The sequence below is a fragment of the Streptomyces sp. NPDC002680 genome (assembly GCF_042889145.1).
Taxonomy (GTDB): Bacteria; Actinomycetota; Actinomycetes; order Streptomycetales; family Streptomycetaceae; genus Streptomyces; species Streptomyces adonidis.
Genome location: NZ_JBIAQP010000022.1, coordinates 206,774 through 219,611 on the forward strand (window position 1 = coordinate 206,774; position 12,838 = coordinate 219,611).

At 70.6% G+C, this 12,838-nt stretch carries 12 protein-coding genes; 7 read left to right on the forward strand and 5 right to left on the reverse strand.

Going from position 1 to position 12,838, the window contains the following annotated elements:
• Nucleotide 1 precedes the first annotated feature (1 nt).
• From ACFYXF_RS43245 to ACFYXF_RS43255, 3 genes are all read left to right on the forward strand, one after another.
• Nucleotides 2-1,330: a carbohydrate ABC transporter permease gene (locus ACFYXF_RS43245; RefSeq protein WP_389358209.1), complete on the forward strand. Its 1,329-nt coding sequence runs from the start codon at nt 2-4 to the stop codon at nt 1,328-1,330.
• Nucleotides 1,327-2,208, forward strand: coding sequence for a carbohydrate ABC transporter permease (locus ACFYXF_RS43250; protein WP_389358211.1), 882 nt, complete (start codon nt 1,327-1,329; stop codon nt 2,206-2,208). The genes ACFYXF_RS43245 and ACFYXF_RS43250 overlap by 4 nt, the downstream gene beginning before the upstream one ends.
• Nucleotides 2,209-2,363: 155 nt before the next feature.
• On the forward strand, nt 2,364-4,637 hold the full coding sequence (locus ACFYXF_RS43255) for a CDP-glycerol glycerophosphotransferase family protein (RefSeq protein ID WP_389358213.1): 2,274 nt from the start codon (nt 2,364-2,366) through the stop codon (nt 4,635-4,637).
• Between the two features lie 26 nt (nt 4,638-4,663).
• Here the strand turns inward: ACFYXF_RS43255 and ACFYXF_RS43260 are convergent, their stop codons facing one another.
• The gene (locus ACFYXF_RS43260) at nt 4,664-5,077 is read right to left on the reverse strand and encodes an organic hydroperoxide resistance protein (protein WP_389358215.1); all 414 of its coding nucleotides are present in this window, start codon (nt 5,075-5,077) and stop codon (nt 4,664-4,666) included.
• Between the two features lie 111 nt (nt 5,078-5,188).
• Between ACFYXF_RS43260 and ACFYXF_RS43265 the strand changes: the two genes are divergently transcribed.
• A complete protein-coding gene (locus tag ACFYXF_RS43265; RefSeq protein ID WP_389358217.1) occupies nt 5,189-5,674 on the forward strand; it encodes a MarR family winged helix-turn-helix transcriptional regulator in 486 nt (161 codons plus the stop codon).
• A gap of 3 nt (nt 5,675-5,677) precedes the next feature.
• Here the strand turns inward: ACFYXF_RS43265 and ACFYXF_RS43270 are convergent, their stop codons facing one another.
• Nucleotides 5,678-7,267, reverse strand: coding sequence for a hypothetical protein (locus tag ACFYXF_RS43270; RefSeq protein ID WP_389358219.1), 1,590 nt, complete (start codon nt 7,265-7,267; stop codon nt 5,678-5,680).
• Between the two features lie 89 nt (nt 7,268-7,356).
• Here ACFYXF_RS43270 and ACFYXF_RS43275 point away from each other — a divergent pair, with 89 nt between their 5' ends.
• Nucleotides 7,357-8,619, forward strand: coding sequence for a glycosyltransferase 87 family protein (locus tag ACFYXF_RS43275; protein ID WP_389358221.1), 1,263 nt, complete (start codon nt 7,357-7,359; stop codon nt 8,617-8,619).
• Between the two features lie 66 nt (nt 8,620-8,685).
• Entirely contained in the window at nt 8,686-9,684 is a 999-nt protein-coding gene (galE, locus tag ACFYXF_RS43280; RefSeq protein ID WP_389358223.1) for a UDP-glucose 4-epimerase GalE, read from the forward strand.
• Here galE and ACFYXF_RS43285 read toward each other — a convergent pair.
• The 3 genes from ACFYXF_RS43285 to ACFYXF_RS43295 form a co-directional block, all read right to left on the reverse strand.
• Nucleotides 9,659-10,441: a class I SAM-dependent methyltransferase gene (locus tag ACFYXF_RS43285; protein ID WP_389358225.1), complete on the reverse strand. Its 783-nt coding sequence runs from the start codon at nt 10,439-10,441 to the stop codon at nt 9,659-9,661. The genes galE and ACFYXF_RS43285 overlap by 26 nt on opposite strands.
• A gap of 34 nt (nt 10,442-10,475) precedes the next feature.
• Nucleotides 10,476-11,120: a response regulator gene (locus tag ACFYXF_RS43290; RefSeq protein WP_389358227.1), complete on the reverse strand. Its 645-nt coding sequence runs from the start codon at nt 11,118-11,120 to the stop codon at nt 10,476-10,478.
• A gap of 62 nt (nt 11,121-11,182) precedes the next feature.
• Nucleotides 11,183-12,334: a histidine kinase gene (locus tag ACFYXF_RS43295; protein ID WP_389358229.1), complete on the reverse strand. Its 1,152-nt coding sequence runs from the start codon at nt 12,332-12,334 to the stop codon at nt 11,183-11,185.
• A gap of 170 nt (nt 12,335-12,504) precedes the next feature.
• On the opposite strand from ACFYXF_RS43295, the gene ACFYXF_RS43300 reads away from it, so the two are divergent.
• Nucleotides 12,505-12,693: a hypothetical protein gene (locus ACFYXF_RS43300; protein ID WP_369037472.1), complete on the forward strand. Its 189-nt coding sequence runs from the start codon at nt 12,505-12,507 to the stop codon at nt 12,691-12,693.
• Nucleotides 12,694-12,838 lie beyond the last annotated feature (145 nt).

Sequence of the window (12,838 nt, forward strand, 5' to 3'; positions counted from 1 at the left end):
CATGAAGTCGATGGAGTCGAAGGAGAAGAACAAGAACAGAAAGGTCACCGGCACCCGCTGGTGGGTCGCCGGCGTCTTCCTCCTGCCCGCCCTGATCCTGCTCGGCTCGCTCGTCGTCTACCCGATCGGCTACTCCGTCTGGCGCAGCCTGTACGACGCCGACGGTTCGGGTTTCGTCGGCCTGGAGAACTACGGCGACATCTTCACGAACGACGCCACCCTGACCGCCGTACGCAACACGGCGATCTGGGTGGCGGTCGCGCCCGCCGTCGTCACCGCGCTCGGTCTGATCTTCGCGGTGCTGACCGAACGGGTGCGCTGGGGTACGGCGTTCAAGCTGATCGTCTTCATGCCGATGGCGATCTCGATGCTCGCGGCGGGCATCATCTTCCGCCTCGTCTACGAGCAGGACCCGGACCAGGGCGTCGCCAACGCGATCGTGACGTCCGTGCACGACGCCTTCGTGGACTCCTCGGTCTATCCGAAGGCCCGTCCGAACGCCCAGGTCAGCGACCTGAAGTCGTCCGGCGGAGGCTCGTTCACCTCCACCGGGACCGTCAGTCCGGGCACCCCGGCCCTCGTCCCCCTCGTAGGCATCGCCCCCAACAAGCTCCCCGGCACGCCCGAGGACGCGAAGGCCCCGGATGCGGCGGGTTCCGGGATCACCGGCACCGTCTGGCTGGACTTCAAGCTCGGCGGTGGCGGTACGAAGGGGCAGGTCGACCCCGGTGAGAAGGCGCTGAAGGGGGTCAAGGTCGAGGCCGTGAAGGACGGGAAGGTCGTCGCCTCGGCGACCAGCGGCGCCGACGGCACCTTCAGCCTGCCCGCCGATGCCGACGGGGCCCAACTGCGGCTGCCCGGCTCGAACTTCGCCGCCGCCTACAACGGGATCGACTGGCTCGGGCCCACCCTCGTCACCCCGGCCATCATCGGCAGCTATGTGTGGATGTGGGCCGGGTTCGCCATGGTCCTCATCGCGGCCGGGCTCGCGGGCGTGGACCGGAATCTGCTGGAGGCGGCACGCGTCGACGGCGCCAACGAGTGGCAGGTGTTCCGCCGGGTCACCGTGCCGCTGCTCGCACCCGTGCTGGTCGTCGTCCTCGTCACGCTGATGATCAATGTGATGAAGGTGTTCGACCTCGTCTACATCATCGCCCCGCAGCCCAGCCAGGACGACGCCAACGTCCTCGCGCTCCAGCTGTTCCTGTCGTCCTTCGGCGGTGGCGGCAACTACGGCGTCGGCAGCGCGATCGGCGTCATCCTGCTGCTGCTCGTCCTGCCGGTGATGTTCGTCAATCTCCGTCGACTCAGGAAGGAGCGTCAACGGTGACGGCTCTCGACCCACCCGTGCGCGCCAAGCGCTCCTTCGCCGCCCGTGTCGCAAGCGGCACCGCCGGCGGCGTGATGCGGCTCTTCCTCATCATCGTCGCGCTGATCTGGATGGTGCCGACGTTCGGGCTGCTCGTGTCGTCGTTCCGCGACCCGACCGACATCGCCGCCTCCGGGTGGTGGAAGGTGTTCACCGCGCCCGGACAGCTGACCGCGAAGAGCTACGAGACGCTGCTGGAGAACGACGCGATCACCAGCTCCCTCCTCAACACGATCTGGATCACGGTCCCGGCGACGCTTCTGGTCGTCCTGATCGGCGCGATGGCCGGATACGCCTTCGCGTGGATGGACTTCAAGGGGCGCGACTGGTGGTTCCTGGTCGTCGTCGCGCTGCTCGTCGTACCCGTGCAGGTGGCGCTGATCCCGCTCTCCGATCTCTTCGGGAAGATCGGGATCTTCGGCGACATCATCGGTGTGGTGCTGTTCCATGTGGGCTTCGGGCTGCCGTTCGCGATCTTCCTGCTGCGGAACTTCTTCGCGGAGATCCCGCGCGAACTGCTCGAAGCCGCCCGGTTGGACGGCGCGGGCGAGATCAGGCTGTTCGCGACCGTCGTCATGCCGCTCGCGGCGCCCGCGATCGCGTCCCTGGGGATCTTCCAGTTCCTGTGGGTGTGGAACGACATGCTGGTCGCGCTGGTGTTCTCCGACTCCCAGTCGCAGCCGCTGACGGTCGCGCTCCAGCAGCAGGTACGGCAGTTCGGCAGCAATATCGAGGTGCTGGCGCCGGGCGCGTTCATCTCGATGGTGATTCCACTGGCCGTGTTCTTCGCGTTCCAGCGGCAGTTCGTGTCGGGGGTGATGGCGGGGGCGGTCAAATAATCCGCTGGGCACGTAACCCGATAAGCGGGGTACGTAACCGGATAAACAGCTCAGTTCATTCGTCCCCCACATGCCGCAATCGGCGTAACCAAGTCACTCCATCGGCCGTTCCCGGGCAGTAGGCCCGCGCCGACCCGCCGACCCATGGATGTGCCTTGCCCAGGTTCAGTGTCATCGTCCCCGCGTACAAGGTTCAGGCGTATCTGCAGGAGTGCCTGGAATCGGTGCTCGGCCAGTCGTATCCGGATCTCGAAGTCATCGCCGTCGACGACTGCTCGCCCGACGCCTGCGGTGCGCTCGTCGACGAGTTCGCGGCCCGCGACGCCCGGGTGCGCCCCGTCCATCTGCCGGAGAACGGCGGGGTGGGCGGGGCGCGCAACGCGGGGATCGAGCACGCGACCGGGGACTATCTCGTCTTCGTCGACGGCGACGACACCCTCGCCCCGGACGCGCTACGGGCCATCGCCGACCGGATCAAGGAGGCGGGCGACGCGGACGTCGTCGTCTACGACCACGCGCACGCCCTCTGGACCGGCGAGACCGTCCGCAGCCCGTTCCTCGGGCAGCTCACCGAGCAGGGTCCGGCCCCCTTCCGGCTCGACGACCGCCCGTTGCTGCTCAAGCTGCCGATGGTGGCCTGGAACAAGGCGTACCGGCGGGAGTTCGTCGAGCGCGAGGGCCTCACCTTCCCGTCCGGCGCCTACGCGGACCTCCCCTGGACGGTCCCGGCACTGCTGGCCGCCGAGTCGGTCGCGACCCTGGACCGGGTCTGCGTCCACCACCGCAGGCCGCGAAAGACCGCCGACACCCCTGTCGAACACGGCCACTTCGACATCCACGAGCAGTACGACCGGATCTTCGCGTTCGTCGACGAGCGCCCCGAACTCGCGCACTGGCGCCCGGTGTTGTTCCGCCGGATGGTCGACCAGCTGATGTCGGTGCTGGGCCGACCGGACCGGCTGCCGCGCACCGCCCGTGCCGAGTTCCTGCGCAAGTCCCGTGCGCACTACCGCCGTTACCGCACCCCGGGCGCGGCCGTACCGCTGTACGCCCGGCTCCGGCATCTGCTCGTCCGGACGGGCAGCTACCGCACGTATCGGGCGGTACGCCTCGCGTCCGCCCTGCGCCGGCACACCACGCGCCTCGTCAAGTCCCTTGCGCGGAGCGTCCGTTCGACCGCTCTGCGGCTGCACTACCGGGTCCAGCGGCGGCTGCCGCTACGCGCCGACCGGGCCGTCTTCACCAGTCACTCCGGGCGGGGGTACGGCTGTAATCCGGGCGCCCTGGAAGCCGCGTTCCGTTCCTTCGTGCCGGGCATGCGGACGGCGTGGGTCGCCCGCCCCGAGCACCATCACACGCTCCCGACGGCGACCGCCCGGGTCCGGCCCGGCACCGCCGCGTACTGGACGGCGCTGGCTCGCTCCAAGTACCTGGTGAGCAACGTGAGTTGGGAGAAGCGGTTCGCGAAGCGGGCCGGGCAGGTGGTGATCCAGACGCAGTACGGGACGCCGCTGAAGCGGATGGGCCTCGACCTCCAGGACCGGCCGGCCGCCGCCCGTGACACCGACTTCACGGCGCTCCTCGCGGACGTCGACACCTGGGACCACTGCCTGTCGGCCAACCGGCACTCCACCCTCGTGTTCGAGCGGGTCTTCCCCGGCGGTCACACCACCCTGGAAACCGGGCAGCCCCGCAACGACGTGTTCCAGCAGGCGACTTCGGCGGACGTGACCCGGCTGCGCGAGTCGCTCGGCATCCCGGAGGGCTCGGTGGCGATCCTGTACGCGCCGACCCACCGCGACTACCTCCGCGGCCCGCGCCAGACGCTCGACCTGGAGCGGATCCTGCGCCAACTCGGCCCGCGCTACGTGCTGTTGGCCCGCGCCCACCACCTCTACGCGGCCCCGCTGACGCACGCCTCCGGTGGCCGGCTCATCGACGTGACCGACCATCCGAACGTCGAGTCGCTGTGCCTGGCCTCGGACGCGCTGGTCACCGACTACTCGTCGCTGATGTTCGACTACGCCAACCTGGACCGGCCGATCGTGATCCACGCGGACGACTGGGAGGCGTACGAGGCGGCCCGTGGCACCTACTTCGACCTGCGCGCCTTCCCGCCGGGGGCGATCTCGCGCAGCGAGGACGAGCTGATCGACATCTTCGCGACCGGCCACTGGCGCGGCTCGCGCTCCACACAGCTGCGGACCGCGTTCCGCGAGCGGTTCTGTCCGTACGACGACGGGCGAGCCGCCGAACGGGTCGTCCGGCGGCTGGTGTTGGGCGAGACGGCCGGGGCGGCGCAGGTCACTCCGCTCGCCGAGCGCCACCCGGTGCCGTCGGCTGCCGCCGCGTTCGGCGGGGCACCGCTCGCGAGCGTGGAGCGTCTTGAGCCGAGCGCGGACGGCACGCCCGTCAGCAACGGCTCCTGAACGACGTACTGGATGTACTGGATGTACTACTCGATGACGAGGTCGACCTCGATGTTGCCGCGCGTCGCGTTGGAGTACGGGCAGACCTGGTGGGCCTGCTCGACCAGCTTGCGGCCGGTCTCCGCGTCGACGGTGTCGGGCAGCTCGACGCGGAGGGTGACCTTGAGGCCGAAGCCCTCGCCCTGCTTGCCGATGCCGACCTCGGCGGTCACGGCGGCGTCGCTGACGTCGACCTTGGCGCCCCGGCCGACCAGGCCCAGCGCACTGCCGAAACAGGCGGCGTAACCGGCGGCGAAGAGCTGCTCCGGGTTGGTCCCGGCGCCGTTGCCACCCATCTCCACCGGGATGCCGAGCGGGAGGTCCACCTTGCCGTCGGAGCTGACGGCGCGGCCCTCGCGGCCGTGCGTGGCGGTGGCGACTGCGGTGTAGATCGCGTCCATGGAACCCGTCCCTCTCATCGAAGTTCTCGTGTCGTCGAAGTTCTTGTGGAGCCCCTTGCGGGGTTCCGTACGGAGATAACTTAAGCACACAATTAAATTGTGCACAACTAGATGGCGGGCAAGAGGTATCCTGGAGGCATGTCAGCAACCTCCGCCGAGGACTACCTCCGTCTCGACCAGCAGATCTGCTTCTCCCTGAACGCGGCGTCGCGCGCCTTCAACGGCGTCTACCGCGTGGTCCTCAAGGACCTCGGGCTCACCTACCCGCAGTACCTGGTGATGCTCGTCCTCTGGGAGCACGGCCAGCTGCCCGTGAAGAAGGTCGGCGAACATCTGCGCCTCGACTCCGGCACGCTGTCGCCGCTGCTCAAGCGGCTGGAGACGGCCGGTCTCGTCCGGCGTGAGCGCAGTGCGCGGGACGAGCGGTCGGTGGAGGTGCGGGCCACTGAGGAGGGGGTTGCGCTGCGCGAGCGGGCGCGTGAGGTGCCTCGGCGGATTGTGGCGGCGACGAGTTTTGACGTGGAGGAGATTCGGGCGTTGCGGGCGCGGTTGGATGAGCTGACGAATGCTCTCGATGCTGCGGCGCTTGAGGCTTAGCGCTCAGGGTTGTCGGGTTGGTGCGGCGCCGTGGGGGCTGGTCGCGCAGTTCCCCGCGCCCCTAAAAGGGGCGCGTCTGTACAGCCGTAGTGTTACGCCGCTGCCCCTGAGCTCCCGGGTCGGTGTGAACTGCTCCTGCACGACCGCCCGCTTGAGTCGGTCAGTTGGGGTTTCCGGGTGCCAGGTCGGGCTCAGGGCGTATGGCTCCGCGACCAGCCACACCTGGTCCAGGTCCGCCAACTCCCGGCGCAGCGTGTCCGGGGCGACCTCGATGCCGTACAGGGTGCCGGAGGTGCGCGCCGACTCGGCGAGGGCCACGTCCCGGATTCCTCTGAAGCCCTTCGGGTACGCCAGGGCCGAGCGGCGGCCGATGGACGGGAGGAACAGGACCGGGTCGCCGGGGCGCAGTTCGCGGGACGCCAGTGCGGAGGCGGTGGCGAGGTTGGCGCCCCCTCGGTGGGCCATCATCCGGTCCTGGCGGAGGAGTGGGAGCTGGTGTGCGCAGACCAGGGCGACCGCCAGCGCCCCGGCCGCCGTGACCGTCGCGCGGGGCAGGCCCGGCACCGCCCGCGCGATGCGGTCGGCTCCGGCGACGATGAGCAAGGGGGCTCCGGCCAGGGCGTACAGGACGTAACGGTCGTCGTAGAGCGGCGACCACTGGGAGACCGTCATGAGGATCGCCGGGGGCACGAGGAGCAGCGGGAGGGCTACGGCGGGGAGAGGTGGCTCGGCGCCGGGGCGGGTGGGCCAGGGGCGGTGCAGGGCCGCGTACATGAGGATCAGGCAGGGGGCGAGAACCTCGCCCGTCGGGCCGGCGAACTGGCGTACGAGGTGGTCGACGCTGCCCTGTCCCGGTGGCCGCAGCCATGCCACCTGCGCCGACTGGGCGTGCGAGAGCAGCGCCAGTGGGAGCAGTGTCAGCGTCACGGCGCCGGCCGCGCACAGCCAGCGCGTCCACGCCCGCCGGGGGACGCGGGTGAGCGCGAGGGTCGCGGCGTGGGCGAGGAGGAGCAGTACGGCGAACTCGTGGAGGAGGCAGGTGACGGCGAGGACCACTCCGTACGGTGTCCAGGAGCGGCCCGCGAGCGCCCGTACGAGCAGCAGCGTCGCGCCCGTCGCGCCGGCCGCGACCATGGCGTACGACCGGCCCTCCTGGGCGTAGTGGCCGGCCATCGGGGTGACCGCGTACAGCAGACCTGCCCAGAGGCCGACGCGCGGGGAGGCCAGGCGGGTGCCGAGGGCCGCGACCAGGCCGGCTGTCGCGGTGGCGGCGAGGACGGACGGGAGCCGGAGCAGCACCTCGCCGGGGTGGACCGCGAGGACGGGCCGCATGAGCAGGTAGTACAGGCCGTGCACGGCGTCGGCCTCGTGCAGCAGCCGCCAGATCTGCGGGACCGTGCGCCGCGCGACCTGGAAGGTGGCCGCCTCGTCACGCCATATGCCGCCCCGGTCGAGCCCCCAGCAGCCGATCGCCAGCATGACGGCCATGGGGATGGCGGGGACCGCGACGACGGCTGTCTTCTTGTTCATCCCCTTGTTCTTGTTCATCCCCTTGTTCTTGTTCATCCCCTTCTTCATCGGCCCGTTGATCACGGGACTGATTTTGTGCGATTAGACAACCTTGGTAGGCATTGACGGCGGATTGACGTGAATATGGCATCCGTGCGGCTTACGATCCCGCCGTGACGAGTCCCCCCACCAAGAACCGCCACCTCCTCACCCTCGCCGCCGGCTGGGCCGTCTCCCGGGCCCTGATGCTGTGGCTGCTGGTCCATGACGACATCCCGCTGCTCGGTGGCGGCGGGGTGGCGCGTGAGGTGCAGCGGCTGTATTTCCGCTGGTACGGCGTCCTCACACAGGGCGCCTTCCCCGTGGACGACACGCTGTGGCAGTACCCGCCGGGTGCGGGCCCGGTGCTGCTGTCGCCCGCGCTGCTGCCGACGCTGACCTACTTCGAGGCGTTCGTGGCACTCACGCTCGCGACCGACGCCCTGATCCTGATCGCCCTCACGCGCGCGGGACGGCGTCCGGGGCGTTCCCTGCGCGGTGCCGCCTATTGGACGGCGGGTCTGCCGCTGCTCCTCCAGGTGCCGCTCGCGCGCTACGACGTGCAGGTCACGGCGTTCGCCGTCATCTCCCTATTGACGTTGTCGCGCTCCCCGCGCGCGTGCGGCGCTTTCGCTGCGCTGGGCGCCCTGGTGAAGGTCTGGCCCGCGCTGGTGCTGGTGGGTGTGGAGAGGGGCCGTACGACCCGGTCGGCGTGGACGTCCGCGACGGTCACGGCGACGGCCGCGCTGGCGCTCCTGGCGGTGGCCTTCAGTGACCCGTTCTCCTTCCTGCGGCAGCAGGGCGGGCGGGGCGTGCAGATCGAGTCGTTCGGCGGTACCGCGCTCGCGCTCGCCACGCGCGCCGGGTGGGAGGGGCGCGTGCGCTACCAGTACGGCGCGATGGAGTTCGTGGGCCCGTACGTGTCGTCCGTGGCCGCGCTGTCCCTCGGCCTGACGGTCGTGGCGTTCGGGCTCCTGCTGCTGTGGCGGGTACGGGCCCGGCACTGGACGGAGGCGACGCCGTTCGACGCGGCCATGGCAGCCGTACTCCTCTTCACGATCACCAGCAGGGTGATCAGCCCGCAGTACATGATCTGGCTGCTGGGACTGGCGGCCGTGTGCCTGACCTCGCGGCACACCAGCCAGCGCCCGGTGGCCTGGCTGCTGCTGGCGGCGGCCGCGGTGACCAGCGCCGCCTATCCGGCCCTGTACGGCGAGGTCATCCAGTGCACCTGGAAGGGCGTGGCGGTGATGGTCGTACGCAACGGCCTGCTGGCGGCAGCGGCGATCATGTCCTTCGTACGGCTGTGGCGAGCGACCCGCCCGGCCACGATTCCGCACCCTGCACAGCCCGCGTCCGTCGCTTCACTCCCCGAGCGGGAACTAAGTGCGCCGTAACGGGAGTTAGCTGACAAAGCCCGACCGACCTCACGACCACCCGACCGCACGAGGGGACGACCGCACATGACCTGGCTGATCACCGGCGGCGCCGGCTACATCGGGGCGCATGTCGTCCGCGCGATGACCGAGGCGGGCGAGCGGGCCGTGGTGTACGACGACCTGTCCACCGGTATCGCCGAGCGGGTGCCGGACGGCGTACCGCTGGTGGTCGGCTCGACCCTGGACGGCGAGCGGGTGGCGCGTGCCCTGCGGGACCACGAGGTGACGGGCGTGGTCCATCTGGCGGCGAAGAAGCAGGTGGGCGAGTCGGTGGACCGCCCCCTGCACTACTACCGGGAGAACGTGGAGGGGCTGCGCGTCCTGCTGGACGCGGTCACGGCGGCCGGGGTCCCGTCGTTCGTGTTCTCGTCCTCGGCGGCGGTGTACGGCATGCCGGATGTGGACCTGGTGACGGAGGAGACGCCGTGCGCGCCTATGAGCCCGTACGGCGAGACGAAGCTGGCGGGTGAGTGGCTGGTCCGCGCGACGGGCCGGGCGACAGGCCTGTCGACGGCGTGCCTGCGCTACTTCAACGTGGCCGGCGCCGCGACCCCGTCCCTGGCGGACGTGGGCGTCTTCAACATCATCCCCATGATCTTCGAACGCCTGACGGCCCACGAGCCCCCGCGCGTCTTCGGCGACGACTACCCGACCCCGGACGGCACCTGCGTACGGGACTACATCCACGTGACGGACCTGGCGGAGGCCCATGTGGCGACCGCCCGCGCACTGGAGGCGACGCCGGGCCGCGAACTCACCCTCAACATCGGCCGGGGAGAGGGCGTCTCGGTCCGCGAGATGATCGCCCGCGTGAACGAGGCGACGGGCCACACCCTGCCCCCGACCGTGACCCCTCGCCGCCCGGGCGACCCGGCGAGGGTGGTGGCCTCGGCCGACCGCATCACCACAGAACTGGGCTGGAAGGCGAAGCACGACGTCCAGGACATGATCACGTCGGCGTGGGAGGGGTGGGTGCGACTGCATCCGGAGGCGGGGACTACGCCTGGGCGGACCGGGCGGTAGCGACAAGAAGGGGCTGGAAGAAGCCGGTTGAGGCGGGCTCCGCCCAAGTCACCTCGCAGAACCCGGAGTCGACGACGAACCGAGCCAACTCGCTGCGCCGCAGGGCCCAGTAGGTGGCCCGCCGGACCCGTACGGCCCACTCGTCGCCCTGTTCCTCCAGCAGGAAGACCTCGTAGTCGTACCGCTCCCCGTCCGCATGCCAGTCCCAGAGCTGGAATCCGACGGCACGCCCGCCCCCGGACCGGGACACGCTGGGCGGGGTGGCGGCGGGCCGCTCGGCGAGGATCTCGTCGTACGGCCGGGTACTGACCACCAGCGCCCCACCGTCCCGCAGCACGCGCCGCATGTCGATGAGAGCGGCACGCACATCAGCCTCGGTGAGCAGATGGGGCAGGGCGTTGTCGGCACAGACGACGACATCGAACCGCCCGTCCGGGAAAGGCAGTTGCCGCATGTCACCGACAGCGCCCCGAAGCCGCACCCCCCGATCGGCGGCCTCCGCCACAGCCCGTCCGACGGCCACCCCACTGACATCGCTCCCGACGACGTCGTACCCCCGCATCGCCAGCCCGACGGCCTGCGTCCCGATCCCACAGGCACAGTCGAGCACTGCCCCGGCACCCGTCCCGAGCCGCTCCCTGATGACCCGGTCGAGGGCCGCGCCCTGCCGGGCGACACTCGCGTCCCAGTCGGCGTAGAGGAGGTGGTAGTCGGGGGCGAGTTGGTCGTAGAAGCGGGCGACGGGGGAATCGGCCATGCGGGCAGGCTAGCGAGGGCGGTGTCCAGGGGGCCTACTGGTTGTTCAGATAAGCCAGTACCGCCAGCACCCGCCGATGTCCGCTGTCGCTCGGCGGCAGGCCCAGTTTCAGGAACACGTTGCCGATGTGTTTGCTGACCGAGCGTTCCGTGACCACCAGGGTTTTGGCAATCATCGTGTTGTCGTGGCCCTCCGCCATCAGCTTCAGGACCTCGCGTTCGCGGGGGGTGAGGGAGTCCAGGGGGGAGTCGCGGCGGCGGGTGAGGAGTTCGGCGACCACCTCGGGGTCCAGGGCCGTGCCGCCGGCGGCCACTCGGTCCAGGGCGTCGAGGAACTCGTCCACCCTGCCGATGCGGTCCTTGAGCAAGTAGCCGACGCCGCTCGCTCCGCCGCCCAGCAGCTCCGCCGCGTACGACTCCTCCACGTACTGGGAGAGGACCAGCACCGGGAGGCCGGGGATCTGCTCCCGCGCCTCCAGGGCCGCGCGCAGGCCCTCGTCGCGGAAGCCGGGGGGCATCCGGACGTCCAGTACGGCGGCGTCCGGGCGGTGTTCGAGGAGGGCGGGGAGTACTTCCGGGCCGCTGCCCGCCACCGCCACGACCTCATGGCCGGCCGACGTCAGCAGCAGGACGAGCCCTTGTCTGAGCAGGGCGTTGTCCTCGGCGATCACTACACGCATGACGGTTCGTTCTCCATCCGGTCATCCGGTCCAGCTGCTCGACCGCTCTGCGGCATGCGCGCTCACCATACGCAGGGCAGCTCCACGTCGATCACGGTCGGCCCCCCTACGGGGCTCGACACCTCCACGCTGCCGTCGAGCGCGGCCACCCGGCGGCGCATCCCGAGCAGTCCGGTGCCGCCCTTCTCGTCGGCGCCGCCCTGACCGTGGTCGCCCACCCGGACCTTCAACCCCCTTGGCACACGGGCGAGTTCGACCCAGGCGGTCGGCGAACCGCTGTACTTCGCCGCGTTCGTCAGCGCCTCGGCGATCACGAAGTACGCGGCGGCCTCCACGGCCGCGGGCGCCCGTACGCCGTCCTCGACACCGTCGTCGACCACGCCGACCTCCAGTCCGCTGCTCGACGCCAGGGCACGTACGGCGCCCACCAGACCCCGGTCCGTGAGGATCGGCGGATGGATGCCGCGCACCACGTTGCGCAGCTCGGTCAGCGCCTCCTCGGCCTGGTCCTGGGCGTCCTCCAGCAGCTTGCGGGCGGCCTCCGGGTCACGGTCGTACGCCCGTTTCGCGAGGCCGATCCGCATGGACAGGGAGACCAGGCGGGCCTGGGCGCCGTCGTGCAGGTCGCGTTCGATGCGCCGGAGTTCGGCTCCGTGCGCGGCGACCGCGTCGGCTCGGGTCGCCTTCAGCTGTTCGACGCGCTCGACGAGATTTGCCTTGGGCGAGGGCTTGAGCAGGGCGGCCGACCAGGACGCGTCGAGGTCGGCGAGCCTGCTGATCAGGGGGAGGACGACCGCCTCGCGGCGCAGCAGCCCGCACCAGACGCCGTCGACGACCAGGCCGACCGGCCACAGCGGGATCATCAGCAGCGGCAGAGCCCCGTACACATAGTGGGCGAGCATCCAGCGCAGGTCGGTGCGCGTGCCGGGGTCGCGGACCACCGTGCGCAGCTTCTCCTTCAGCTTGCCCTGGATGGGCAGATACGCCTCGGGGATCTCCACGCCCGACCACTCGGTCGCCATCCGCCGCTTGGTGCCGGCGATCCGCCGGATGAGCAGGACCGTCTCGGGCAGCAGCCCGATGCCGATGACCGCGAGCGAGACGGTGGCCGTGATCAGCAGGACGGTGATGAATATGTACGAGCCGAAGGCCAGGATCGCGACCGCGACCAGCTGGACCGTGGCCCGCGCCGCTTGCCGCAGTGTCTTCCACATGGCCATCAGGCTAGGCGACGGGCCTGCGGGAGCGCGGGAGACCCTGCTCCCCGGTGATGGTGTAGCCCGCTACACCATCGGTTCGGGAGGGCACTCCCTCGTGACGGCGGGCGGATCCCGGGATCGTTGATCTCGGAAGCACACCGCTCCCCTCTCCGAAAGGCAATCCCATGAAGGCGCTGCTCTCGTCCCGTCCGGTCCTCTGGTTCCTGTTCCTCTTCAACCTCGCCGTGGCGGCCGTCGCGCCCTTCGCGGTGGACGGCGCACAGGGCATCGCGACCGCCGTGGGCATGGGAGTCGTGTCACTGGGCGCGGGGTCGGCCCTGCTGAAGGGCCGGGGGCAGGCTCAGCAGGCCTGAATCAGCGGCGGGAACGGGGGCGGGGGGGGGGGCCCCGGCCCCCCCCCCCCCCCCCCCCCCCCCCCGGGGGCGCGGGCCCCCCCCCCCCCCCCCCCCCCCCCGCCCCCCCCCGCCCCCCCCCCCCGGCGCCCGCCCCCCGGGCGCG